The organism is Candidatus Peregrinibacteria bacterium, from assembly GCA_016699755.1.
GTDB lineage: Bacteria > Patescibacteriota > Gracilibacteria > CAIRYL01.
Window position 1 is genome coordinate 81,839 of sequence record CP065009.1, and the last position, 24,940, is coordinate 106,778.

20 protein-coding genes, 1 tRNA gene and 1 pseudogene are annotated in these 24,940 nt (G+C 41.0%); 14 read left to right on the forward strand and 8 right to left on the reverse strand.

What is annotated here, in order from left to right:
* Positions 1–45 precede the first annotated feature (45 nt).
* A complete protein-coding gene (locus IPN35_00415) occupies positions 46–558 on the reverse strand; it encodes a CinA family protein (protein ID QQS59342.1) in 513 nt (170 codons plus the stop codon).
* Positions 559–567: 9 nt separating this feature from the next.
* Entirely contained in the window at positions 568–999 is a 432-nt protein-coding gene (gene dut, locus IPN35_00420; protein QQS59343.1) for a dUTP diphosphatase, read from the reverse strand.
* Between the two features lie 335 nt (positions 1,000–1,334).
* Between dut and IPN35_00425 the strand changes: the two genes are divergently transcribed.
* The 10 genes from IPN35_00425 to truB all read left to right on the forward strand — a co-directional run bounded on the left by IPN35_00425 (position 1,335) and on the right by truB (position 11,172).
* Positions 1,335–2,144 (forward strand): hypothetical protein, encoded by an 810-nt coding sequence (locus tag IPN35_00425; protein ID QQS59344.1) that lies wholly within the window; start codon positions 1,335–1,337, stop codon positions 2,142–2,144.
* A gap of 146 nt (positions 2,145–2,290) precedes the next feature.
* Positions 2,291–2,650, forward strand: coding sequence for a hypothetical protein (locus tag IPN35_00430; protein QQS59345.1), 360 nt, complete (start codon positions 2,291–2,293; stop codon positions 2,648–2,650).
* Between the two features lie 34 nt (positions 2,651–2,684).
* A complete protein-coding gene (locus IPN35_00435; GenBank protein ID QQS59346.1) occupies positions 2,685–3,140 on the forward strand; it encodes a hypothetical protein in 456 nt (151 codons plus the stop codon).
* On the forward strand, positions 3,141–3,521 hold the full coding sequence (locus tag IPN35_00440; GenBank protein QQS59347.1) for a hypothetical protein: 381 nt from the start codon (positions 3,141–3,143) through the stop codon (positions 3,519–3,521). It abuts the gene before it with no gap.
* Positions 3,521–3,886, forward strand: coding sequence for a hypothetical protein (locus IPN35_00445; GenBank protein ID QQS59348.1), 366 nt, complete (start codon positions 3,521–3,523; stop codon positions 3,884–3,886). Before IPN35_00440 ends, IPN35_00445 begins: the two co-directional genes overlap by 1 nt.
* A 2-nt stretch (positions 3,887–3,888) precedes the next feature.
* A complete protein-coding gene (locus IPN35_00450; protein ID QQS59349.1) occupies positions 3,889–4,275 on the forward strand; it encodes a hypothetical protein in 387 nt (128 codons plus the stop codon).
* A 108-nt stretch (positions 4,276–4,383) separates the two neighbouring features.
* The gene (locus IPN35_00455) at positions 4,384–6,234 is read left to right on the forward strand and encodes a thrombospondin type 3 repeat-containing protein (GenBank protein QQS59350.1); all 1,851 of its coding nucleotides are present in this window, start codon (positions 4,384–4,386) and stop codon (positions 6,232–6,234) included.
* A gap of 89 nt (positions 6,235–6,323) precedes the next feature.
* The gene (locus tag IPN35_00460; GenBank protein ID QQS59351.1) at positions 6,324–9,413 is read left to right on the forward strand and encodes a DUF2339 domain-containing protein; all 3,090 of its coding nucleotides are present in this window, start codon (positions 6,324–6,326) and stop codon (positions 9,411–9,413) included.
* A 122-nt stretch (positions 9,414–9,535) separates the two neighbouring features.
* Complete coding sequence (locus IPN35_00465; protein QQS59352.1) at positions 9,536–10,288, forward strand: MarR family transcriptional regulator; 753 nt, start codon at positions 9,536–9,538, stop codon at positions 10,286–10,288.
* A complete protein-coding gene (truB, locus tag IPN35_00470; GenBank protein ID QQS59353.1) occupies positions 10,267–11,172 on the forward strand; it encodes a tRNA pseudouridine(55) synthase TruB in 906 nt (301 codons plus the stop codon). Before IPN35_00465 ends, truB begins: the two co-directional genes overlap by 22 nt.
* 26 nt (positions 11,173–11,198) lie before the next feature.
* On the opposite strand, the pseudogene IPN35_00475 reads toward truB, so the two are convergent.
* From IPN35_00475 to IPN35_00485, 3 genes and pseudogenes are all read right to left on the reverse strand, one after another.
* Positions 11,199–11,606, reverse strand: a pseudogene (locus IPN35_00475) (type II toxin-antitoxin system VapC family toxin).
* Positions 11,607–11,802: 196 nt separating this feature from the next.
* Positions 11,803–12,717: a hypothetical protein gene (locus tag IPN35_00480; GenBank protein ID QQS59354.1), complete on the reverse strand. Its 915-nt coding sequence runs from the start codon at positions 12,715–12,717 to the stop codon at positions 11,803–11,805.
* A gap of 27 nt (positions 12,718–12,744) precedes the next feature.
* Positions 12,745–12,820 (reverse strand) — tRNA-Arg (locus IPN35_00485).
* A 59-nt stretch (positions 12,821–12,879) separates the two neighbouring features.
* On the opposite strand from IPN35_00485, the gene ruvC reads away from it, so the two are divergent.
* The 3 genes from ruvC (at position 12,880) to IPN35_00500 (ending at position 19,712) form a co-directional block, all read left to right on the forward strand.
* Positions 12,880–13,350: a crossover junction endodeoxyribonuclease RuvC gene (gene ruvC, locus IPN35_00490; GenBank protein ID QQS59355.1), complete on the forward strand. Its 471-nt coding sequence runs from the start codon at positions 12,880–12,882 to the stop codon at positions 13,348–13,350.
* 94 nt (positions 13,351–13,444) lie between these two features.
* On the forward strand, positions 13,445–13,912 hold the full coding sequence (ndk, locus tag IPN35_00495; GenBank protein QQS59356.1) for a nucleoside-diphosphate kinase: 468 nt from the start codon (positions 13,445–13,447) through the stop codon (positions 13,910–13,912).
* A gap of 232 nt (positions 13,913–14,144) precedes the next feature.
* The gene (locus tag IPN35_00500) at positions 14,145–19,712 is read left to right on the forward strand and encodes a polysaccharide deacetylase family protein (GenBank protein QQS59357.1); all 5,568 of its coding nucleotides are present in this window, start codon (positions 14,145–14,147) and stop codon (positions 19,710–19,712) included.
* A 3-nt stretch (positions 19,713–19,715) separates the two neighbouring features.
* Here IPN35_00500 and rplI read toward each other — a convergent pair whose 3' ends face one another.
* The 3 genes from rplI to secG form a co-directional block, all read right to left on the reverse strand.
* Positions 19,716–20,165: a 50S ribosomal protein L9 gene (gene rplI, locus IPN35_00505; GenBank protein ID QQS59358.1), complete on the reverse strand. Its 450-nt coding sequence runs from the start codon at positions 20,163–20,165 to the stop codon at positions 19,716–19,718.
* Positions 20,162–22,438 (reverse strand): hypothetical protein, encoded by a 2,277-nt coding sequence (locus IPN35_00510; protein QQS59359.1) that lies wholly within the window; start codon positions 22,436–22,438, stop codon positions 20,162–20,164. The genes rplI and IPN35_00510 overlap by 4 nt, the downstream gene beginning before the upstream one ends.
* Before the next feature lie 82 nt (positions 22,439–22,520).
* Complete coding sequence (gene secG, locus IPN35_00515; protein ID QQS59360.1) at positions 22,521–22,748, reverse strand: preprotein translocase subunit SecG; 228 nt, start codon at positions 22,746–22,748, stop codon at positions 22,521–22,523.
* Between the two features lie 143 nt (positions 22,749–22,891).
* Between secG and IPN35_00520 the strand changes: the two genes are divergently transcribed.
* Positions 22,892–24,868: a sortase gene (locus IPN35_00520; GenBank protein QQS59361.1), complete on the forward strand. Its 1,977-nt coding sequence runs from the start codon at positions 22,892–22,894 to the stop codon at positions 24,866–24,868.
* The last annotated feature ends 72 nt before the right edge of the window (positions 24,869–24,940 follow it).

Sequence of the window (24,940 nt, forward strand, 5' to 3'; positions counted from 1 at the left end):
TTGTTTTATAAAATCCTGCTATGGTACTCTTTTTTGATACAAAATTCAATGTTGATCTTTTAAGATTTCCTCTTTTAAAAGCAGAAGTGCAAAAAGAGTAGCTTGTGTTTGTACTTCAATCCGATTTCCAGAGAATGTTTGTTGAACTGTTTTTTCTCCATAAATACTAGAAATGCCAACAAAAACAAAAGGAGTCTCTTTTTGAGATTCTTCCGCTATTCCAGTTGTGGAAATACAAATGTCCGCTTTACACTTTTCTCTCCAGCACTTTGCCATTTCTGCGGCACATTCTGTGGAGTAAATACCGAACTTTTGTATAGTTTTTTTGGAAACACCGAGAGTATCAATTTTTGCGCGTTCATCATAAAAAATGCCACCGGCAAAAAAAATATTGCTTGCGCCAGAAATTCCTGTGATTTCCGCGGCAATTCTTCCGCCAGTCATCGATTCTGCTGAGCAAATTCTTAATTTTTTCTCTATCCCTGTGCTCACAATTTCTTGTGCCACAGCGTTTCCTTGAGAGGTTTTTGCTGGCAGAGGAGTTGCTTCAAAAATCAAGATGTGATCTTAGTGTCCAGTACTTCCAAAACCGCCACGACTTTCTTTGTGGGAAAAATCTGTTTCGATAAATTCTGCTTGTTCTGCCCGCACAAAAACGCCTTGAGCAATGCGCGTTCCTTTGGCGATGGTAATGGGTTCGTCTCGGAAATTTCGGACGAGAATTTTAATTTCATCTTCGGGACCAGAGTAGTCTTGATCAATAATCCCAATGCCGTGCGGTGGTGTAATGCCAAACTTTTTTGGTGCGCTCGAACGACTGGCAATAATAAGGGCAAAGCCAGAAGGAGTTTCAAGAATGAGTCCAGTAGGAATCATAGCAATTTCTCCAGGGGTAATAGTCACTTCTTCTGCGGCGGAAAAATCGAAACCTATTGAGCCTGCGGTGTGGAACTCGGGAAGTGGAACATCTGGACGAATACGGGAAACAGAAACTTTCATTTTGAGAAATGAACATGAAATAGTAAAAATATTTTCCCTTTTTTCCCTTTTTTACGCTAGTATTTTTCCCCTGTAACAACTGAAATGTATGGATTGTGAAAGAAGATCCGACAGAAGTCATGAAGAGATACTCCTTGAGGAGTGGGGGCTGCTTCTTACGCAAATAGAGGGCGAAATACGGAAAAAACGAAAAGAAGGAGAGGGGAAGGTGGTGCCAATACAACCAGAATATGCTTTTGCTCTCGCGTACAGATTTAGAAAATGACTCGCGAAATAAACTCTCTCAAATATCTGTTTTTCTACTCAGAGGGGACTACAAAAGGCTTGGATTTTTTTTGAATACATCCTCTGGGGTTATTGCTATTCAGTGTGCTGTGAGAGAAGATTTGGGTGGTGCTATTAAAAAAGAAGAAGATCCACTTTCCCCAGAAGCACTTCAAAAGGCTCTTGACTCATTTGGTGCGCCTTTCGAGTCAGAATCGGAACAAGAAATAGCTCAGCGTATTCAAGAATTTTTGGAAGATGCCACTCATTATTTATCTCAACTTTCATCTTTAGGGAATTCGGTGATGAGAAAAGGACTCCTTAATATTTCAGATGAAAATCAAAAACTCATTGAAAATGTAAAGAGTTTTCTTGCAGAAGGGGCAGGGTGGTTAAAAATACAACAAGACGCAGAAGCAGAAAATGTTCCCATTGAAAATAATATTCGTCGGAAATGCGAAGGACAATATCGCGAACTTTCAGAAAAATTTGCAATTATTCTTCTTCCTTCTATGAAGGTTGCCAATGAACTTTTATCTCGAAAAATAAGGGGCGAAAAAATTCAGGATCAAATGCTGGCATTTGCTGGTCTTACTGGTGCTGAACTCAATGGAGACAAGAGCGTGAATTATATTTTAGAGAATCTGTTTCAGCGACAAATAGAAATTCCTTTTCTTGTTCCGGGAAAAAGAGCTATTTCCGGGTACAACGTGTTTGTTCCATCATTGAAAAATGCTTCTCTTGAAGAGTGGAAAATATTTGCCGAAAGAATGGGTGAGCTTTCCCTTCGAAATGTGAAGAACATGCTGTTGGCAAATGTTACCCAAATGGCAGAATCTGTTGCTCAACTTCTTGAGAATCTCAAGGATAAATACCGATAATTCTTATTATTAATTTTCTGTAACTTTTTGGAGTTTTCTTCATAAAACTGTTATACTGTTCCGATATTTCCCTCTTTGTGTCTTTCTCTCAAATCAAAAATCGCATTTTTTTTCTGCTTCTCAGCACCCCATTTTTTTTATTGGGTGTGCTTTCTCCTGTATTTGCAGATGGAAATGTCGGTATTGGGGTGAGCAGCACTAGCGGGAGTCCGAGTGTTTCTGAGGGGGTGCATCTTCGTAATTTTTTTGGACCTTCGTATATTTTGAGCATTGAAGATCTCCTCCTAAAAATTATGACATTTCTCGGAACTATTATTGTACTCGCCTCTACTATTGGCATTGTGACCGGAGGATCGTTTCTTGTATTTTCTGGGGGAGATGACGGAAAAATAAGTCGCGGAAAAGATATTATTGTCTATTCCCTTATTGGACTCGCGGTAACCATCGGTTCGTATCTTATTGTGACATTGGTACAGGCGATTCTATATGGCATTGGCACATCATAATATGCTTTTTCGAATACTAGTTTTTGTCGGCATTATGCTCTTTATCGGCGGAGGAGAGGCTTTTGCTGAACCGGAATGGTCGGTCACTATCGGGAATTCAGAAGTTACTCAAGAATTTTCTCCCTCTAATAATGAAGAATACCACATAAATGAATTATCCAGCACCTCTACCGACAGTCCTGAGAAAATCAAATTGCTTGAACCACTCCCCGGAACAGAAGATGGTATTGATCCTTCTGGCGATAATCCGGCGGTGAGTATTTTGGAACAATATGTTGGAGCGATATTCCGCTATGGTTCGGGACTTGTTTCCCTTATTGCTGTTATTTGGATTATTATTGGTGGATATGAAATTATGTTTAGTGGCGCGGATATTGGGAGCGTGGATTCTGGAAAGCAAAAAATTACTCAATCGCTCCTTGGTCTCGTTATTCTCTTTTTGGCGGCGCTTCTTCTGAATATTATTAACCCTCATTTTTTTCAACTCTAAATGATATTTTCGCAGAAATTTCGTGCGATTTTCCTCTGTTTATGGATGCTCCTTTCGTTTTCTGCGTGTGAAAGTGGACCGAGTACTATTCCATGCCCAGATTTTTTGCCAGGATGTGCGCTGGGGGGGGGTGACATGAAAAATCATCCGATTTGGGATCTTCTTTCTGCATTTGTTTCATGGATTATTACTATTAGTGCTACTGGAGCGATTCTTATGTGCATTTTGGCAGGTATTCTTTTTGCGTATTCTGGCGCCAATGAAGAGTGGAGAGGTCGTGCGGCAAAAATGTTTTTCTTTGCTGGACTTGGGCTTCTCGTCTCAATATTTGCCTATTTCATTGTGTCGCTCATTGATAATTTTTTCAATCCTCTTTCGTAATGCGTCTTTTTTCAAGAATTCTCTTTGGCATTATTTTTGTTTTCATTCCGCTCTTTACAGTAAGCGCGACAAATCCAATGGATATTTTGCAAGATATTGGAAGATCGTTTTCGTTACCAACAATGCCAAGCGGTGAAAATGGTGTACTTACTATTCTTTTGCTTATTATTGAGTTTTTGCTTGGTATTTTCTCTCTATTCCTTACAGTTTCTGCACTGTGGGCAGGTTTTTTATTCCTTACGAGTTTTGGGGAAGAAGAGCGCATTACTCGTGCAAAAAAGCTTGTCATCTGGATGTTTGTGGGGGTGGCGGCGACTGCACTTTCGTATGTCTTTATTCGTGGAGTAATCCTTCTTTTTTCATAGAAATGATTCGTATATTATTTCTCTTCGCAATTTTCCTTCTTCCCTTTGAGCAGAGTTTGGCGAGCGGAATTTGTGATTTTGTCGGAACTTGTGATCCACCAGATCTTATTCCCATAGTTCCTTCTGACATTACTCCGGTAGAAAAGGTGACACTTGTGGTTCTCGCATTTTTGCGTTTTGTGTTTTACGGTATTGGAATTGGTGCTGTTGTTATGATTGTGATTGCTGGAGTACGACTTACATTTTCTTTTGGAGGTGAAGAGCAGGTAACCGCCGCAAAAAGTACGCTCCTCTATGCTGTTATTGGGCTTTTTGCCGTGATTCTCTCTGTTTTCTTGGTGCAAGTCGTGACAGACTTTCTGCTCAATTCCCATTCATACAAAAGCTGATTGTAGAAATCTCATCCCAAATTTTTTTTTCGTGATATAGAAGCGGTATTTTTGGAATTTTGTTATTATTTTGGTATACTTTTGATAATACCATTTTTTCCTGATTAGATGAAGACAAAACACTTGTTTTCTGTAGTTTTTGTTTTTTTGGTTTCTTTCGAGTTAATAAGTCCACTGCATGTAAGTGCAGAAGGAATGCTCGACATGGCGTGTTTTCGGGAAAAATCATCAGTCGATCCAGCTTCAAGTGGAACCGTGGAGGTTCGCGTTTTTCCTGGGAATCACCTTTTTTTCGCACAAGACAATATGCCTTTGTCTTTTCGAACATACCAATACGGAAAAGATGCGCCTTTAGATGTGAAAATAGTAAACATTAGTGGCATCGATTCCGCAAAAGAAAAAGAGCAAAAGTATCTGTTGGATGGAAATAATAGTACATCACTGGAATTTGATCCCTATTCAGAAGAACCAAGGGAAATAGTGATCGATGCCGGCATGTTGCTTATGCCAAGAAGTTTTCATTTCGAATTGCAATATGTGGGAAAGCAAATTCCCTTCTTTTCGGTGTCACGAGACGGGAAAACATTTATTTCAGTATCCGATGTAAAACAGCATTCATTTCGCTTTTTGAAAATCCGATTTGAAAACTCAGGGTCTAGTGATTCCACAAAAAATACTCTTTCGGTAAGTGAGATTTCCCTTTCAGTCCCCGAAAAAAATACTTACGTTGTTGCTCTCAAAAACAGTTATCCCTTTGATATTTTTAGTGGATTTGATTGTGAGCAAGATGATGCGTTCCGAAAAACCATTAATGCCCTTGATCGACAATCGCAAAATACTTCTTTTCGTGTTGATATTGATACGGAAGTATTTGATGTTCAGTTTTCCCCAAACCCAACATATAATTTAGATCGAGATGGCGATGGTATTACGAATGACGAAGATAACTGTCCTCTTGTTTCAAATGTAGATCAAAAGGATGGTGACGGTGATCTTGTCGGAGATGCATGCGATCTTGATAGAGATCGGAAAAATTTCTCCGAACGAGATGCTGATGGTGATGGAATTGGGGATAGTTCCGATAACTGTCCGTACCTCTATAATCCACGTCAGCTCGATGGAAATGCCGATAGAAGAGGGGATATATGCTCCGATGATGATAACGACGGAATTATTGGAGAGAAAGATAATTGCCCAACGATTTCCAATTCAAACCAAAAGGATATTAACGCCAACGGCATTGGAGATGCGTGTGAATTTGATCAGGATGATGACGGTATTTTTGACAGCATTGACAACTGTGTTCACACGAAAAATCCCGATCAAGTAGATGCGGACAACGACCAAATTGGAGATGCGTGTGACAACTGTGAGAAGTACAATCCTCAACAACGAGATGTGAATGGAAATGGAGTAGGAGATACATGTGAAGAAGCGGAAAACTACCAAAAAAGCAACGATGACGATGCTGATGGTGTTCTCAATATTTCCGATAATTGTCGAAATATTTCCAATCCCGATCAAGTTGATACAGATAACGACCAAATTGGAGACAAGTGTGATAACTGCCCACTTCTCCAAAATAACGATCAGACAGATGAAGACCAAAACGGTGTTGGTGATTTTTGTGAAGACAGTGACCAAGATGGTATTGTGGGGTATCTCGATAATTGTTTGAGGATTACCAACGCCGATCAGAAAGATTCGGATAATGACAATATTGGAGATGTGTGTGAAGACGAAGACGATGATGGCATTCCAGCGGTTTTTGACAATTGTCCGTTTCAATACAATGTGGACCAAAAAGATGTTGATCACGATACGATAGGGGATGCTTGTGATACCACGGATAATCGATTCCTTGAGTCGAACAAGTGGGTTGTTGTTGGTATTATTGTTGCTTTGACTGCGATATTTGGTGTTCTTATTGTTGGGCTTATTCGGAAAATTCACTCTTAAGATGGATACACATTTTCTGTTTACCCTTTCTTTTTTCTCCCTTCATGGATTCGCTTCTGAACAAAATATCTTGGATTATTAGCTTATTTATGGCTTTTATTATTATGTCATTTTTTACCCCTTTCTTGTGGCACATGGGTGGCAATGTTAGTGATAGGATACTTGCTCAAGTCATTGAAATATTCATTCTCGGGAGTATTTGCAAGCGAATTTTTCTCTCAAAGAAGAGTATTCACACCGCTCTTATGAAGACGAAAACAAAAATTCCCAATGAAATGGAAAATCGAGAAGAAGAGATCATGAATGAGCCACTCATTTCCTCTAAAGAGGTTTCTTTTTTCGATGAAGAAAAAGAGATGAAACCAGAGGAAAGTGTTGATCCAATGGAAAATCGAGAAGAAGAGATCATGAATGAGCCACTCATTTCCTCTAAAGAGGTTTCTTTTTTCGATGAAGAAAAAGAGATGAAACCAGAGGAAAGTGTTGATCCATACGATTTTTTTGCTACAAAGGAGGTAGAAACAGACATTCCAAAATCAAAAATAGAGAATCTGAAGGAATCACCAGCAAAGCCAAACATGCTTGAAGCATTTTTTACAAAAAATGTACTGGCAAAGGTTGGCGGTATTCTCCTCTTTTTAGGGGTCTTATTTCTCCTACAATTGGTGTATGCACAGCTTGGACCAGTGGGAAAACTTTTAATTGGTTTTCTGATTGGCTTTATTCTTTATGCCATTGGTGTTTTTCTCGATCGAAAAAAATTGACAAAAGAATCGCGAGTGCTCCTCGGTACAGGAATTGTTATTACCTACTTGGTTATTTTTTCGGGAAGATATCTTATTGGAGATCGTTTTGCAGATGCTGTCATTCTTTCGGAGGGGGTTACGTTTTTTCTCCTTCTCCTGAACACGGTGTTTTCCGTTGTTACTGCGTTGGTGTATCGCTCTAACATTCTCCTCTTTTTCTCTTTTGTTTTTGCGTATTTTATTCCGTTTCTTATTGGTGCAAAAGCCCAAGACACACCATACACTCTTCTTGGATACGCACTTCTTCTCTCTATTGGGGGAATATGTCTTCATGCATTGGTACAAAAAAAAGATAAAGATTTCTTCAGTTATCTCCTTGAAATTGCGAGTATTGGTGGGAGCATTCTTCTCCTCATGGCGCCATTTCAAGATACTCATGAGTGGCTTATAAAGTTGGGAGCAATGGTCTTTCTGTCTCTCACCGTTATTTATACTGCCTTTACTACGGGAAAACGAAAAAATCTCGCTCTCTATTTTCTTTTTGCATATTTGGTTCTTGCGTTTCACATAGGGGTTGGTGCTAGTGTTCTTGGTCACCTCTTTTATACGGGGACAATTCTTGCCGGATATATAACCTCTCTGCTTATTTTCTTTGGGCTTGGAGTCGCCTTTTTTCTCATTACCTCTGTTCTTTCACTTTTCTTTCTTCTCGCGGTTCCACTCGTCATTCTTTTGTGGCTTGTGGGGACTGGATTTATGGAGATATCCTTTGTTCCGTCTCTTTTGGTGATGAGTACGACCTTATATCTTTTTGTGTTCCTTGCTCTTTCAAAAAAAGTATCAGCACTTCTTCATGTGGGATTTTTTGTTATTTTGGGACTTTTTGCATTTTTTACCAACATCCTGTTCTCTTGGCATTCTCATTATTCCTATTTTGGGGAGATGCTTTCCTTTCCTCAGGCTGTCGGAACAGTGCTTACCGCCCTCCTCTTTTTCCTTTTGGCGTCCTTTTTCTCTACAAAAAAAGGATTGGGACAACTGTATCCCCTTGGTACCATTATGAGTATCATTATTCTTTTACCTATTATTCAATCGACAGGGAATCTCGTAGTTGTAAGTATTATCGGAATTGTTGGGCTTTTGGGGCTCAATATGGCTGTTCCACTTCTGAGTAAAGCCCTTGTTACAGAAAAACCGTTCAATGCTATTCTTGGGCTTATTGCTGGTGTTCTCTTTGGCGCCGGTGAAATATATGTTTTTGGAACAGAATATTTTCCGGGTGTTACGTTGGGAGTAGCATTTCTCGCATACGCTATTTTGTATTTTGTGCTTGGATTTTTGATGACTTCTTCTCTAGGTGTTCATTTTTCAGAAGAAGAGGTGTCACCAGAAAACACCTCCAAGAAGAACGTTATTCTTTCTTTTTTGGGTGTTTCCGTTTCGCTTTTTTCCCTTGCCATTGCATTTGTCTTTTCGAAACATGGAGAAATTGCTTCTGCAGTGTGGCTTTTTGAGGCAAGCATTCTCTTTTTCTTCTCTGGAAAACTCAAAAATGCAAAAATATATGTTGGTGGACTTCTCCTTATGGGTGTTGGACTTTTAAAGCTCAGCTCTCTTATTCTCATTATTCAGGCGAAAGACTATCTCTCTCTTGTGCCACTTACCATTATCGCCGGATCACTCTTTGCAAATTTGAAATTTCTCGAAAACGATAGGAGCACTTCTCGACATTGGCATGATTTTGGCCATCTTCTCGGTTTGGGAATATTGGTAGCTCTTCTTGCTCATATTATTCCCAATACACAACAGGGATGGTTTATTTTTGGAATTGCGCTGGCAAGTATTCCCGTTTCGTATCTGTATTCAAAAATTCCATCGGGGCAAGTTCCCATTGTGATGCGCGCTTTGCTCATCTTCTTTTTTTGCACACACATTCTTCAGCTCAATCTAATATTCATATCTCTTGAGAATCACCATTGGGAGACACTCAAAGTTATCCAATATGTTTCTACCTTCCTCTTAGTGGGAACTCATGCTTTTCTCCGTTTGGCAAAACCAAGTGCCGGAGCAATATTTACGGTTTCTCTTCCCGCGTACCTGTTCTTAGCATCCACGTTTTATATATACAATACCTTTCAAGAGAATGTTTTCGTTATTACTATTTACTGGGGAATTCTCGCCTTCTCGCTTTGCGGATATGGAATTCAAAAAGATATGGTGAAATACCGAACAATTGGTTTGTATATTATGACGCTGACTGTGGTTAAAATTCTTACTTACGATATTTGGTACAGCCTCAATGATGCTGTTTTAAGAATTGTCGCTCTCATGTTTGTTGGAGCACTTATGATTGTTATGTCGATTCTCTATTCGAAAAAATACGAAGGGAATCTTGTTGGAGAGCTTACTTGGAAAAATATACTGCCGAAATAGATTTTTTGCTCGATGCAGAGATTGTATTTTGTAATTTGAATAAAAAAAGTGTTCAAAAAACATGGAGTGTTTTTTGAACTTCACTGAAACATGTTTGCCGTTTTCCAAAAAAGTATGGAAGAATGCGCTTCGTGAATCCACTTTCTGAAATTCTTGGGCTTTCTCCGCGCGACTTTTCCATTTTTCGCCTGCTTAATTCTATGGGTGCTATGCCGGCGAGTTCTATTGCGGTGCGCCTCAAAATGAATCGAACAACTGTATTTTCCGCGCTCCGCCGTCTTATTGAGAAAGGACTCGTGTATGAAATTCCCAAAGCGGGTGGAAAGTATTTTTCTGCGGTTGCTCCACGCGAAATCTTGCGTCAGGCAGAAGATCGGGTTGAGGAGGAAAAACGACGCATTCCACTTCTTTCTGCACTTGTGGAAGATCTTTCTCGTGAGCAGGGGCAATTTGGCGATCGTCCGGGAGTGTCGTTTTTTGAAGGAGAAAACGGTGTTATTTCGCTTTTTCAAAAGACACTTTCACTTGGAAAAAAACAGGAGGCATTTTTGACACTCGAAAAGATTCCCACGGAAATTCTTCGCTATCTTATGTCGGAGTACATTTCAGAGAAGAAGCGACTTGGAGTGATGAGTCGGGTGCTTGTTCCGGCAGGGGAGCGTTCGGAAAAATATCGTCAACTCGATGGAGAAGGAAACCGAAAAACTCGTTTTGTTCCCGAGAGTGCGGCATTTGAAACTGAGATTATTCTTTCAGATTCGTATGTAGCGCTTATCGATTTTCATGCGCCTATTGGCGTGCTCATTGAAAGCGTCTCCATTACCACCACACTCCGTTCGGTTTTCGATTTGCTTTGGCACTCCGCAAAATTATGACGGCTTCTGGACTTTTACTCCTCAAAAAACCAGCAGGCATTTCGAGTTTTCGGGCGCTTGGTATTGCCAAAAAAAAGTTAGGAATCAAAAAAGCAGGGCATGCCGGAACACTCGATAGTTTTGCCGAAGGGTTGCTTGTTTCTGGAATTGGCGAGGGAACCAAAGCGCTTTCGCACCTCTTGCTCTCGGAAAAAACATATAGAACAAAAATTGTGTTCGGTGTAACATCAGAAACACTCGATCCGCTTTCGGAATATGTTTTTGAAAAAAGCCTGATGGAATTTTCCTCGGAGAGCCTTCAAAAAGCGATTTCCAATTTTTCGGGAGAAATAATGCAAATCCCACCACTCTTTTCTGCTCTCAAAGTACAAGGGAGACGCGCATCAGATAGAGTTCGACAGGGAGAGGATATTGAGCTTGCCCCTCGACAGGTAATGGTGTTTGAGACGCGCCTCCTAGAGAGCGGAGTTCTTTCGGAAGGAGTATTTTCAGGACTTCCCTTTGCGGAGGTTTTTTTGCGCGTTGGCTCTGGATTTTATGTGCGGAGTTTTGCGCGAGATCTTGGGGAAAAACTCGGAACCTCTGCGCTTTGTATGGAGCTTTGCCGAGAATCGGTAGGAAACTTTCTATTAGCAGATGCGCATTTTCCAGAAGAAGTTTGTATGGAAAATCTTCTCCCCATTACTTCCCATTTTTTTACAATGCCATCCATTGCTCTTTCGCAAGAACAGGCAGAACGGTTTTTCTTGGGAAATGCTGTTTCTTTTTCATCTGAGATGAGGCATCCAGAATGCACTGTTTTTCTTGAAAAAAATTGGATTGGGTTTGGAAGTTTGGAGCAGGGAATTTTGCAACCAACACGAGTGGTGAAAATTGGGGCATAGTGCAATTGAATCCGGCTTACGAATCTTTATTCGGGAGAGACGATGCGCAATTTTGGAAAATATGTTTTGTATCGATTTGTATCACGAGTGAGAAGTGTCATATTCGCAAGAGTCGCATGTGCGCCGATGTAAAAACCCGGAAGAGGAGACTGCTTATTGCCACCTCTTTTTTTGTATTCTAAAAAACATTTTCCAGCGAGGAATCCGGCTTCGTATGGCAAATGGTCGCGTCGGAAAAATTTTGGAGAAAGTGCTTCATCAACTTCTTCAATTTGACGAAATCTCATAGAGACTTCTGAGTAAATAATGGGGTTAATTACCAAAATGCAGTTTTCTCCGTATTGTTCAAGCATTCTGGATGACCGCTCACTTCACGTTGGGTCATTCGTAATTACATCAATAAGAATATTGCTGTCTACCAAAACTTCCATCAGGACATTATAAAATTCATGATTTCTTCCGTGCTCAGCCCCCGATGTTCCAGTGCTCTTCAGCTTACTGATGATCGCTTTTCCACATGAAGAATTCGCATCGGCTTTTCTCATTTCGAGGGTGTTGTTCTTTTTCTCAAAAATGACTTCCGTTAAAAATTACAAAAAATCTCCTTTTATCTTAGGCTACAGTAATACATTAAAAGAGCCCCAATTGCTCTGGTGGTGGTTCTGCTTGTCCAAATATTTTTTCTGCGCGTGTGATGAGTCTGCGTGAGCTTATGTTCTCCAAAAACTTCGGAAGGCTTTTTGGCATGGTGATTGAAATTCTTCCTGCTTCTTCTTGAAAATCTAGGATTTCCAAATCTCGATGGAGAACGGTCATTTTTTTGCTCAGTACTGCAGATTCTCGGTGTTCCTGCAAAAGGAGTCCATTTTTTCCGCCAATTTCTTCAGCATGTTCAAGTGCATTTTCCACGGTTTTGTATTCCGCCAAAATCTTTTGCGCCCCCACTGGTCCAATACCTGGAACTCCGACAATTCGGTCGCTACTGTCTCCGGCAAGGGCTTTATAATCTGGCACTTGATGCGGATACACACCCATCTTTTCCCTCACGGCTTCGGTATCCATTTTTTTTGGCAATTTGCCTCCGTTTTGTGGATAGAGTAAGGAAACATTTTCTCCAACAATTTGGAATAAATCCTGATCGCCCGAGAGAATAACTATTTCTGTTTCTGCCTTGTTTCGAAAGTGTTCCGCAACGGTCGCAATAACATCATCTGCTTCAAATCCTTCTTTGCTCAAAACGGGAAGCTCCATACCTTCCGTAAAAAACGAAAAGATAAAGGGGAGCTGAGTCGAAAGATCTTCTGGCATGTCGGGGCGTCCTGCTTTGTAGCCTTCCATTTCTTCATGCCGAAATGTTGGTCCACGCAAATCGCGCGCCGCAAAAAGATAAGTCGGCTTCTCGCTTTCGAGTAGGGAAAAAACCGTAGAAACCACGCCATAGACTGCATTGCTTGGGGCTCCATCTTTCATGGTGAAGTGTTTTGGAACGGCGTGAAAGGAACGGAAAAAGAGATTGGAAATATCAATAAGCACAACTTTTTCCATTACGAAGGGGTGAGAGAGGATACGAAATGGCGCCCCGAGCAGGAATTGAACCTGCGGCCGTCAGCTTAGAAGGCTGCTGCTCTATCCACTGAGCTACCGGGGCACGGGGCAAAGTGTGTCATTTTTTTTTGTTTGTCGCAATTTCTGTCACAATAGTTTTTGATGAAAATTCTTGGTATTGATCCCGGCTTGGCAACTATTGGGTTTGCACTTCTCGAAGAAAACAAGATTCTTGATTATGGTGTTTTTAAAACAGAGTCAGGACATCCACTCGCAGATCGACTCGTGCAGATTGGTGATGATATTCGAACGCTTCTTGCAGAGTTTCGTCCAGATTGTGCTTTTATAGAAAAACTCTTTTTTGTGCAGAACGTCACAAATGGAATGGCAGTGGCACATAGTCGTGGTGTACTCCTCGAAGCATTGGCAAGAGAAGGAATTCCTACGGATGAAATTTCTCCCAAAGATGTAAAAATTGCTGTGTGCGGATATGGAAATGCCGATAAAAAACAGGTGCAACATGCGATTGCTCGTATCTTTCGCCTTTCTGAGCTTCCTCGTCCAGATGACGCGGCAGACGCTATTGCTATTGCGTATGCGGGATACTTTTTGCAGAAGAAGATCTTACGTTAAATTGCGAAAATGCTATTTTAAAAGTTGTCTCTAGAGCACTTGTTTGACAGGTTTTTTTGCTCTACACTGCCCCTGTTTTTTCTTTTTTTCTGTTATGGAACGAACTCTTGTCCTTATAAAACCAGATGCTATTCAACGCGGACTCATAGGAAATATTATGAATCGTTTTGAGCGAAAGGGTTTAAAACTTGTTGCCATGAAAATGCTTGCAGTAGGAGACGATATTCTCGAAGAGCATTATGCACATATTGCGGATAAGCCATTTTTTGTTGGTATGCGCAAATTCATGAAGAGTACACCTATTGTTGCTATGTGCTGGGAAGGAAAAGAGGGGATTGAAGTAGTTCGTTTGCTCTGTGGATCAACAAACTCAAGAAAAGCAGATGTTGGAACTATTCGTGGCGATCTTTCCATGAGTATTCAGTATAATATTGTTCATGCATCCGATTCTCCAGAGGCCGCCCGAGATGAACTCAATCGATTTTTTAAACCCGAAGAATTCTTTTTGTATCAGAAAGACGAGTATCTTCATCTTTATACGGAGGACGAAAAAGGAGTATAGTACTCATTCTGAGGGAGGAAGAAGGGGGTCTTGATAAATTCCCTTCTTTCTTGTAAAATAGAAAGAAATAAAAACAAAAAATATGAAAAAATCGCTTATCTCCTTTTTTTTAGCAGGAATTTTTCTTTCCGGTGTTGGCTTTTTCGTTTCTTCCTTTGACGGAGAAAAGGCTGAGATACGGGGAGATATTTTACAAAAGAATGTTGTGGAGAAAGAAAATTCTGAAAAAAATATGAGCGAATGGAAAATTTCTCTCGGAGCAGAAAATAGACAGAGCGATAAGTATTTGTATGCCGTTAATACTTATACTCCAGATCTGCATCCACAATGTAATGAAGATAGTGATACGAATCCAAAAATAGAGACTTTTACTGTTGCAATAGAAGAATCCTCTGGGATAGGGATTCTTGCAAAAGTGAGTGATACCGATAATGAGAGGCTCCATTGGGAAATCGATTTTGGAGACTCAGCTTCTAAGTCTGGTGATGTTACTGTTGGAAGAAAAATCCAGCCAGTCATTTTGGAAGATCAGTTTTGGGGATGTACGGACTGTTCAGGACGTACCCTTGATGCATGTGATATTGATTCCTTCTTGGACAATAATGGCGGTGATCATTGTTATAGTATCCAAGATCCTGTTGGAATTGAGAAGTGTACTTCTGATGAAACAAGAGAGATTATTAGTGTTGATATAACACAAGGTGTTAATGGTGCGGTGGGTAGCTGTGAAGCAGATCCTCGGGTTCCAGGGACGGATGAATTTAAATATACGATCATGTGTAATACACCGAAGGAATTGTCTGCTACTCATACCTATCAAAAATCGGGAACATATATTGTTACGCTTACGGTAACAGATTTAGAAAAGAATAAGACTATCAAAACGAAGAGTGTGACAATTGGCGGCGATGATGATGGCGGAGACGATGATGGAGTCCCCCTCGCTGTTTCTCCTACAATTCAATCCGTTGCCGTAGGTGAAACACCACAACAACTCAATATTTCTGGAGGAGCTGGAGTAGAGAATTACGTGTATGTTATTGATGATGCTGGGGGAACGGGTATTGGTCGAAACGCTTGTACTGACGGAACGAATACATGTTCTTTTACAAAAGCAACTACCGAAGGCGAATTCACAATGACTGTTTCTGATGGAGGTGAATCGATTGGTGTGACTATTGAAGTTACTGCGGATTCAGATGGTGGCACAGCATGTCACCTTTGGGAAAACGAGAGTGATATTAAAACTGGTGATATTCCCGATTCTTTTGCTTCTCCTCTTGATCACGACAAAAAAAATACCGTTACTGTGGATTGTCAAGAAACAAGTGCGAAAGGATCTTCGGGAAATGATCCCAACAAAAGCACACATATTGTTTGGGAAACGGCATGGATATCAAAAGGAGGAAGTGATTGGACAAAAAGCATTACACTCACCGGAGATAAGAGCCTTGACTCTGAAAATGGAAAAAAATGGTTTGTTGGTACTGCCAATTTTTCAGAAACCTTTACAAAGGAAGAGCTTGAAGAAATTCAATATATCGCTGTCTATCAATGTGATTACAATGCTACTGATGAAAAATGGGAGGGGAGTGGTAATGGGACAAGAGCCTGCGGATGCACAAATGATGAGTGTGCAAACAGTGGATTGTGGACACTCCAAGCATTTCAAAAAGGGGCAAGAGATGAATCAGGAGATCCTGCGATAACTATTACGGCAGATCCGACTTCTTTAAATAATTCTGGGAATACAGTGCTCAAATGGAATACAGAAAATATTGGTGCTGATTGGACATGCACAGCATCTGGAGGGGCATGGAGTGGCAAAAAAGATCCCCTCGGAGATACGACAGGAGAAAGCGTAGCGGTGAGCGAAACCACTACTTTTACCTTGACTTGTGTCCCTCCAGAAGGAACACAGGGGGTTACCGGAACTCTTCGTGTTGAGGTTTTAACAGGAGCAGATTCCCTTTTTTCTGAGTGGGGTGTTTCTACAGATCAGCCGTTTGTTGGGGACATGAACGGTGATGGTATTCCTGAAGTTGGAGTAAAACGTGGTTCTCAATGGTTTTTTGACTTCAACAATAATGGACTTTGGGATGATTGTTCATTGGATGGATGTATTTCAAATTTCGGAACCGTTGCAGATAAACCAATTATTGGAGATTGGAACGGAGACGGAACCGATGAAATTGGAGTTTTGCGAGATAAGCAATGGCTTCTAGATATGAATGGAAATGGGGAGTGGAACGGATGTATAACAGACAAGTGTGTAATTGATTGGGGAGTAGAATATGACGCGGTTGCGGTTGGCGACACAAATGGAGATAACATTGATGAAGTTGGAATAAAACGACGGAATAGTGAAAATACAAATGACGTATGGCGTTTTGATACGAATAATAATGGAGAATGGGACGGGTGCAGTGTTGATACGTGTTTTTCAGATTGGGGGATTCCTTTTGATACAGTATTTTTGGGGGATTGGAACGGAAACGGTTCTGACGCTATGGGGTTGAGACAAGGATCAAAATGGTTTTTGGATTTCAACAATAATGGACGCTGGGATGGATGTGAAACCGATAAATGTTATGAAGAATGGGGACTATCAAGCGATACTCCTCTCGTAGGAGATTGGAACGAAGATGGAGCTGACGAAATTGGTGCATGGCAAAATGGACAATGGCTCTTTGATCTCAACGGGAATGGAACTTGGGATGGTGCCCCTGTTCTTACTGCCCTTCCATTGTCTCAAAACATTTCTGTTGGACAAACACCTCAATTAGTAAAAGCAAAAAGTACTTCTTCTCATCTTACTTATCAGTTTTCCTTAGATAGTGGAGGAACGGGGTTGGAGCTTGCGAGTTCTTGTCCACAATCGGGGAATTCTGTTGCAAGTGATACCTGTGCTTTTTCTGGTTCGCCAACAGCAACAGGAACAGCAGTGCTTACCATAAAAGCAGTTCGGAGCGATGGTACAGTGGAGGGATTCACAGCAGCGCGTCTTTTGGTTACTTCTTCTCAGTGCTCGGTTGATACTGATTGTTCTACTGGACAGGTGTGTCAAAATGGAGAATGCACACATTCTGTTTCTGCAACAGGAACAGAAATTCAATTCCTCGGCTTTCGGAGTCAAAATTCCTACGATCCTCCTCCCTCCGACCCTTCAGGTCGAAAGTTGTGTGGATCTCAGAACGATAGCGCTCAGATTGCTTTTGAATGGGAGCACAAAAGTGGAGTTCTTCCTCAAAAATATCACTATCGTATTTTAAATGCTGTTGGTGATTTTCTTGGTTTTGAAATAGATGTTCCCGAAACATATATTGCCGTTGATGCTCCGCAGGAGAGTGGAAAATATCAAGCAGAAATTACTCCATTCGATTCGGGAAATATCGCTATTGGAGATGCAGTGCGTTGTGGTTTTGAACAGGTTTCTTCCATTTCTCCTTCTTGTGGCTCCGCCAATGGAGGAAATTTTCCCAACTCTCCTACAGATAATCTCTGTTCAGCAGGAGCACTCTCTTGGATAGATCAGAGCGCTACTGATGGAACATATAATTGGCAATGCGTTGGAACAAGTACCACTGTTTCTTGCGAGGCAACTAAGCTCACACTTCCACCGGTCGATCCTCCAAAAACCTGTTCTTCTGGGAATAGTGAACTGAAAACTATTGATTTTACCGGAAGTGCCCTCAGTCAATGGAAACATGAAATAAGCTATTGCGATTGTGACCTTAGTGATGTTCAAATTTCTACTGCTCGTGTTGCTGGATCAGGACAAACTCCTCCCTCAGTAACACTCAAACAGAATATTAATTTTAATTCCATTGCCGAAGGACAATGTGATCGAAAAGAAGCCTTCAGTGGAACATCTGCAACCGGAGGCGCATACACTACTTACCTCAGCTATTGTAAAGCTGGAGGAAAACTCCAAATTAAACACGATGTTCCTGCGGCATCAAACACTGATCCGCAATTGCACGGAACGGCGGAAATGACATGTGAGAGCTCTCCCACTGGAACTTGTGGCTCCGCCAATGGAGGAAATTTTCCCAACTCTCCTACAGATAATCTCTGTTCAGCAGGAGCACTCTCTTGGATAGATCAGAGCGCTACTGATGGAACATATAATTGGCAATGCGTTGGAACAAGTACCACTGTTTCTTGCGAGGCAACTAAGCTCACACTTCCACCGGTCGATCCTCCAAAAACCTGTTCTTCTGGGAATAGTGAACTGAAAACTATTGATTTTACCGGAAGTGCCCTCAGCCAATGGAAACATGAAATAAGCTATTGCGATTGTGACCTTAGTGATGTTCAAATTTCTACTGCTCGTGTTGCTGGATCAGGACAAACTCCTCCCTCAGTAACACTCAAACAGAATATTAATTTTAATTCCATTGCCGAAGGACAATGTGATCGAAAAGAAGCCTTCAGTGGAACATTTGCAACCGGAGGCGCATACACTACTTACCTCAGCTATTGTAAAGTTGGAGGAAAACTCCAAATTAAACACGATGTTCCTGCGGCATCAAACACTAATCCGCAATTGCACGGAACGGCGGAAATGACATGTGGCGGTGGATCAGTTGTTTCTTTGTCTTTTGACGATGGATGGATATCTCACTATACAACAGCACTTCCTCTCCTTCAGGAAGCGGGATTTAAGGGGACATTTTATATTATTACCAATGCCATTTCTTCTCTTAGTAATTTAAACTTTGTAGAAAATGCCGATTTCTCTAATCTTAATTCCCAAACCGGTTTCTCCGGATGGGTTCCTCAACATTTTGGTTCTCTAACAGCAAATCTTTCTTCTGCTCCCGATCGATTGGGAGCAACAACAGGGTATTCGGCAAAAGTTGAAGTAGTAAATCCCTCTGGAAATACAAATAGATGGGCCGGCTTTGTTCCCCAGACAGGAGTCTTGCTCTCGGATTATGTTTCGCAGGATGGAGGGAATCTTGTTGCACCAGATTTTGATATCCGAGTCTGGTACAAGTCTACGGTTCCCGTAAAAATATACGCTCAATACGATAGTACAGATAACAGCAAGGATCATATTGAAGTTATTAAAAATCTTGATCCGACGACAGATTGGAGTATGGGTACTGCTTGGTTTCGGGCTTCAAGCGCAGACATTTCCGATAATAGTATGACCGTTAAAGTATTTGCGGGAATTGGCGATGCGGGAACGCTCTTTGTCGATGATATTTTTGTCACTCGATCAACATTCTATGTGAATCCTTCGCAGATTTTGGAGATACAAAATGCAGGACACGAGATTGGATCACACACCAAGACACATCCAGATCTTACCCTTATTTCAGATGCTAAAGCCAATGAGGAGATTACTGACTCTCGAAATGCACTTGTGAGTATTGGGGTTCCCCATCCAGATACATTTGCATATCCGTTTGGATCAAAAAATGATGGAGTAAAACAAAAAGTGCAGAGCGCTGGATATCTTTCCGCAAGAGGGGTAGATAGAGGGGAAAATCCTTCTCAAAAACCAATTGATCTCTATAATCTTCAGGTGCAACAGGTTGACCGAGAAACGTCTCTTGAACAGGTCAAAACTTGGATTGATAATGCTGCTACTTCAGGAAAATGGCTCATCCTCATGTTCCATGATATTAATGATGCTACACCTGCCTCTGGAACATGGGATTCAGCTACGGATTATCACTATTACGGATCTACCCCTTCTGCTCTTCGAGAAATTCTTCAGTACCTGAAGCAAAAAAATACCTCAGTAAAAACAATTCTCGAAATGACGCAGAATATTTCGGCTTCGTAATTTCTATTCTGCCTTAACGGTAATATTGATAGGAATTTCCTTACCCGCACCAAGCAAGATTTTCACCTCGTGTGATCCTGTTGTCTTGATGTGTCCGTTGGGGAATGAGATGAAGCGCTTGTCAATTTCAATCTTTTTCTGTTCTTTAATCGCTTCTGCAATGTCAGATTCCCCAATTCCTCCAAAGAGTTTTCCTCCAGAAGAGGTTTTTCCGGTAAGAGTAATTTCTGCGTTTTTAAGCTCTTCTGTAATTTTTTCAATATTCATGAGAACTTCTTCGTGCTTTCGAACACGATTTTTTCGAATCTCTTCCGCATGTCTTACATCTTTTATATTCGCAATGGCAGCAAATCCTTTGGGAATCAAAAAATTTCGTGCGTATCCTGCGGCAACCGAAACAATCTCTCCAGCATATCCGACATGACGAACGTCTTGAGTGAGAACAATGTTCATTCCTGAGAAAAAAAGGAAAACGATTTTTTTGATTTTTCCCAAAACCATGGGAAAAAATCTGATACACCCCTTCCTTCTGAAAACTGTCTTCCTTCACGAATATACCATGAGGAAATATTTCCGTACCGGTCGGTAATGGTCGGGAGCTTTTTTATCGTAACGTTTTTTATTTTTTTGTCAAAAATCCAGACATATTCTGGAGTATAAAGAAAGATGGCGGGAACCTCATCAATAATGATGTCTCGAAGGCGCAGAAGACTGTTTCGTCTTTTTTCAATATCGTGTGTTGTACGAATTTCTTCAAGGAGAATACTTGCTTCTAAATTTTTCCAATTAGAATAATTGAAGCCATTTTCTCCAACCTGAGAGAGGTGAAAATAGGGATATGCGTCAAGATTATAGCCAAGATGCTGTGGGAGAAGGAGAAGCTCGTATGTTTTTGATCGAATCTTTTCTCGAAACGAATCGGGGCTTTCGGGAGAAAGGACAACTTCTACCCCAATTTTTTCTGATTCATCTCGAACAATCTCTGCAATTTCCTTCAGGTAATCAAAAGATTCTAAATATGAGAGCTCTAAACGAATATGCCCTCCTTTGTCATTGGTGCGAAATAGCGTGCTCTTTTCTGGTTCTTCTAGAGAAGACGAGGTATCTGTAGTGTCTGAAGGTGTTTCTTCCACAGTCTCTTCTGGCACCGCTGTTTCTTCCGACGCCCCCTCTTGCTCCACTTGATCTCCTTCAGAGACAATAGGATCGGTTGGAATGACTTTTTCGCGTATCAATTCGCGTTTCTTCGTGTCTGGTTCAAAAATAATCGAAACTACTTCTGTGTCTATTACTTTTTTATTAACATCAAAGAAGTGAATTTCGTATTTATTTTCACCCTCTTTGAGTGTTCCAATTTCTGCATCTGCTCGATACGAAAATCGTCCGCTTGCAGTATTAAAAAGGCGAAGGTCATACCCATTTACTGCTACAGATGCCGTTCCCTTTGGAAAAGAGCCGACGATATAGAACGCTGATTCTCCGGTGATGGCAGATTGTGTTGAAAATGGTTCGTAAATGTATTTTGTTGGGGTAAGGAATGGATTTTCCAAACTCTCTTGACCCATTTCATTTGAGCTTTCTTGAGTTGTAACTACTCCTTGCTGAGGAGTCTCCTCTTCTTCGGGTTGTTCTGTGTTGTTGTTTTCACTGACCTCTGCTGCAACCTCCGATGGTACTCGTTCTTGAGGGAAGAAATAGCCAGCAGATCGCATAAGTTCATCAGCTCTATTTTTCGATAGATTTACAATGTCATTTTGCGGCCATAGTTCTACAAGAGGTGTGTCTTGACGTGTCCCTTGAAATTGTTGAGCGATTTGATCTGTGTCGATTGCTGCACGGATCGCTTGACGAATTGTTTTTGTTGTAAGAGTTTCGTTTTGCAAATTGAAAAAGATGGCAATATATTGGGGGCTGTAGAAAGGGATACTTTCCATTCGAGGGGTTGAGGGAATCGCCTGAGACTCACGAGTTTGAAGTGGACGAATGGCATCAAGTTCAGAGAGCTGGTCGAGGAGAGTATTGAGAGAGGGGTATGTACGAAGTACAACAGAGTCAATTGCTGGTCGACCGCGAAAAAAATTGGGAAAAGCAGTCAGTCGCACTTGTGTGAAATTTGGTTCCCAAACCGTTCCTTCAAACCGATATGGTCCGCATCCAATGGGATTTGATTGAAAACTGTCTTGCAAAAGCTCGTTGACAGGAATACCTGCCAGAAGGTGACGAGGAACAATTCCAACGGTAAAATTTGTAAAAAATGTTTTTCGTTTTTCTGGAACCGTAAATCGCACGGATCTTTCATCTATTTTTTCAATGGTAACATCTGAGAAGGCGCTTTTAAGAAAGGTATTCGGAAAATCTTTGTTTTGGATAACATCTCGAAATGTAAAGACGACATCATCCGCACTTACAGGATGTCCATCATGCCAAAAAATGTTTTCGTGAAGGGTAAACTCATAAGTAGTCTTGTCGGGAGAAAGAGTATGTGTTCCGAGATAATCTTCTATTTCTTCGGTTTCGGGGTTGTATCGCATGAGACCTGCAAATACAAGATGTGTAACATCTTGTTCAATATTTTTTGTGGCAAAAAGAGGACTAAAAAGAGGGGTATCGGGGAAGGCTCCTACCATTCCTTCTGTTATTTCTCCTCCTGGTGCAGGAAGAATATCTGTATTGGTTCGATAAAATCCGTAAAAAATTGCTCCAAATGAAAGAAGGGCAATAATCAATAAACCCAAAAAAAGAGAGACCCCTGTTTTTTTCGAGAAAAGGGAAGGAATAGTCATTGAGAAAGAGAGAGAGGGAATCTCTTTAGAGATCTGAGAAAATGTGAATTAGAAGAACATTGAGACAGAAGGCAAATCCTAAAACAACTGTAAGACGATGAAGGAGCTTTTCTGCACCACGACGTTCTGCCTGAAAACTTCCTCCACCCCCTCCAGCAAGGGAGCCAAGACCTGTTCCACGGTTTTGTACGAGAATAACGAGTGATAAGAGCATGGAGAGTGCGACCTGTAGACCAACAAGAAAAGAGCCCATATCTTCAGAAGGAAAGAAAACGCCCACATTATCCGAAAAGGAAATAAAAAACGCAAGTACTCCTCTTTCTTTCTTTGCATTTTTCTTGAAAATAAATATATATTATGCAACAATATCAAGACCATTTTCTTATCCTTCTATTTGTGGACGAAACTCCTCTCTATCCGCAAGAAATTTGGAAAAAAATACCCAATAAAGATCGGAGTGATGTCGCTCCATCTTCTCAATCTGAGTTTTTGTCTGAATTACATAGAGAGCAGAATCCTCATCCTCTCGTGCTTCATATTCCAGAAAAAACAGTTGTGCGCTATCGTCTCTCTCGAAAATTAGATAGTACGGTTTTTCTTGAAAACCATGAAAAAGAGAGGAGTGAGCCTTTCGAATCGAAAGACATTGTTTCTGAGTTTCACATTCCTCAAAACGAGCGTGCAGAAAATCCATTGCATCATCAAAAATCCACCACCTCTCCTTTTCAGGAAAATGCTTCTTCTCTTCAAAAGAGTTCCCATGTCCCTGTTTCTCTTTCTCAAAAACTTACCGCGCAATCTTCTTTCTCCTCTCCACTTTCACTCTCTTGTCAGGAAGTAAAATGTGTTTACGGAAAAATATCTAAAAAAGAAGATATTCCTGCCACTCCTTCTGAACGAAAGGAAACAGTAACAGCCTCTCCAGAAGCCGTTTCGCTTCCCGAAGAAGTTTCTCCTCCTTTGCGGAGTATTCCTCATCAAGCTATTCCTTACGTGTTACAGAAGGAAAAAGAAGATATTCCTGCCACTCCTTCTGAACGAAAGGAAACAGTAATAGCCTCTCCAGAAGCCGTTTCGCTTCCCGAAGAAGTTTCTCCTCCTTTGCGGAGTATTCCTCATCAAGCTATTCCTTACGCATTACGAAAGGAAAATGCGCGTCTCACCTCTTCTGTTACTAATATTTCGTCTTCTTCACTTCAAAGTGTTCCCGAAGGAAGAGTAACACCGTCCATTATTCTTCTTGCTCGAGAAAAGGTGTCTGCTCTGGGGACTCGCACCGCTAATTCTGCTTCTATTCCCTCTCATCAAGCTTCAAAAGCATCTCCTTTTTTTCATGGCGCTCCTCAGCAAATTTCTACTACAGAAAAAATTGTTTCTGTAGTAGAGACAAAAATTTCGACATCTTCTCCTCTCTCTGATTCGGAAAAAAGAAAGGCTGTTCTCAAAAAATCCGATTCAACCTCTCTTCTTTTGGAGGCACCCGTCTTAACAAATGACAAGAAAGTATCAGAGTCTATCTCCTTGTCTTCGCAGAAAAAAATCCATTCCACCTCTTCCCAAAAATCGGTCGAAGTATCACCGCACCAAATTTCAATTGTTGCATCTCGATTGCGATCTCCCATTGTTTCTGATCACAAAAAGAAGAAGAGTCGTTCCACTTCGTCTGCTGGATTTTTACGAGAACTGGTGCGTTTTTCTGTAACGAGTGCTGTTATTTTTCTCCTCTCGTTTGGCGCAATGAACTATCCTGCGCTTCAGCAGCTCATTTCTGCACGTCTCGATCCGCGTTCCATGGTGGAAAAGCAAATCGCTCTTCAGAATGTTGTCCAAAAGAATATCCTCCCTGTCCCCACTCTTCCTGTTGCTGGATTCCAACGCGAAAATCGAAAGAGCTTTCCGCCTCTTAATATTGCTGTAGGACCACTTGAAAATCGAATTGTTATTCCAAAAATTGGAAAAAATATTCCCATTGTTGAAGTGGGACCAGAATCTCTTATTGATGGTGACTGGAAACAACTTGAAAAAGATATTCAAGAAGGACTTCGGGATGGAGTGGTGCATTATCCAGGAACTGCTAATCCAGGACAACTGGGAAATGTTTTTATTACTGGTCATAGTTCCTACTACCCATGGGATTCTGGGAAATTTAAGGATGTCTTTGCACTTTTGCACGATCTTGATGCAGGAGATGAATTCACCATATTTTGGAATCAGGATGTATATCACTATCGCATTTACGAACGAAAAGTGGTGACTCCACAAGAAACAGAAGTACTTCATCAGCCTTCCGATAAGCGAATTGCTACTCTTATGACATGTACTCCCGTTGGAACTGCAAAAAATCGACTCGTTCTTGTGGCAGAAGAGATCTAAAATAAAGGGTAATATTTCAGAAATGATATTGCACACTCTTTTTCCGAAGAGTATAAGGCTATAAAATTTCTT

Bases quoted from the DNA above. Each gene is read 5' to 3' on its own strand.
- dut (QQS59343.1), bottom strand. From the start codon at position 999: ATGAAAGTTTCTGTTTCCCGTATTCGTCCAGATGTTCCACTTCCCGAG.
- IPN35_00435 (QQS59346.1), top strand. From the start codon at position 2,685: ATGCTCTTTATCGGCGGAGGAGAGGCTTTTGCTGAACCGGAATGGTCG.
- IPN35_00440 (QQS59347.1), top strand. From the start codon at position 3,141: ATGATATTTTCGCAGAAATTTCGTGCGATTTTCCTCTGTTTATGGATG.
- IPN35_00445 (QQS59348.1), top strand. From the start codon at position 3,521: ATGCGTCTTTTTTCAAGAATTCTCTTTGGCATTATTTTTGTTTTCATT.
- IPN35_00450 (QQS59349.1), top strand. From the start codon at position 3,889: ATGATTCGTATATTATTTCTCTTCGCAATTTTCCTTCTTCCCTTTGAG.
- IPN35_00455 (QQS59350.1), top strand. From the start codon at position 4,384: ATGAAGACAAAACACTTGTTTTCTGTAGTTTTTGTTTTTTTGGTTTCT.
- IPN35_00460 (QQS59351.1), top strand. From the start codon at position 6,324: ATGGCTTTTATTATTATGTCATTTTTTACCCCTTTCTTGTGGCACATG.
- IPN35_00465 (QQS59352.1), top strand. From the start codon at position 9,536: ATGCGCTTCGTGAATCCACTTTCTGAAATTCTTGGGCTTTCTCCGCGC.
- IPN35_00480 (QQS59354.1), bottom strand. From the start codon at position 12,717: ATGGAAAAAGTTGTGCTTATTGATATTTCCAATCTCTTTTTCCGTTCC.
- ruvC (QQS59355.1), top strand. From the start codon at position 12,880: ATGAAAATTCTTGGTATTGATCCCGGCTTGGCAACTATTGGGTTTGCA.
- ndk (QQS59356.1), top strand. From the start codon at position 13,445: ATGGAACGAACTCTTGTCCTTATAAAACCAGATGCTATTCAACGCGGA.
- IPN35_00500 (QQS59357.1), top strand. From the start codon at position 14,145: ATGAGCGAATGGAAAATTTCTCTCGGAGCAGAAAATAGACAGAGCGAT.
- rplI (QQS59358.1), bottom strand. From the start codon at position 20,165: ATGAACATTGTTCTCACTCAAGACGTTCGTCATGTCGGATATGCTGGA.
- secG (QQS59360.1), bottom strand. From the start codon at position 22,748: ATGGGCTCTTTTCTTGTTGGTCTACAGGTCGCACTCTCCATGCTCTTA.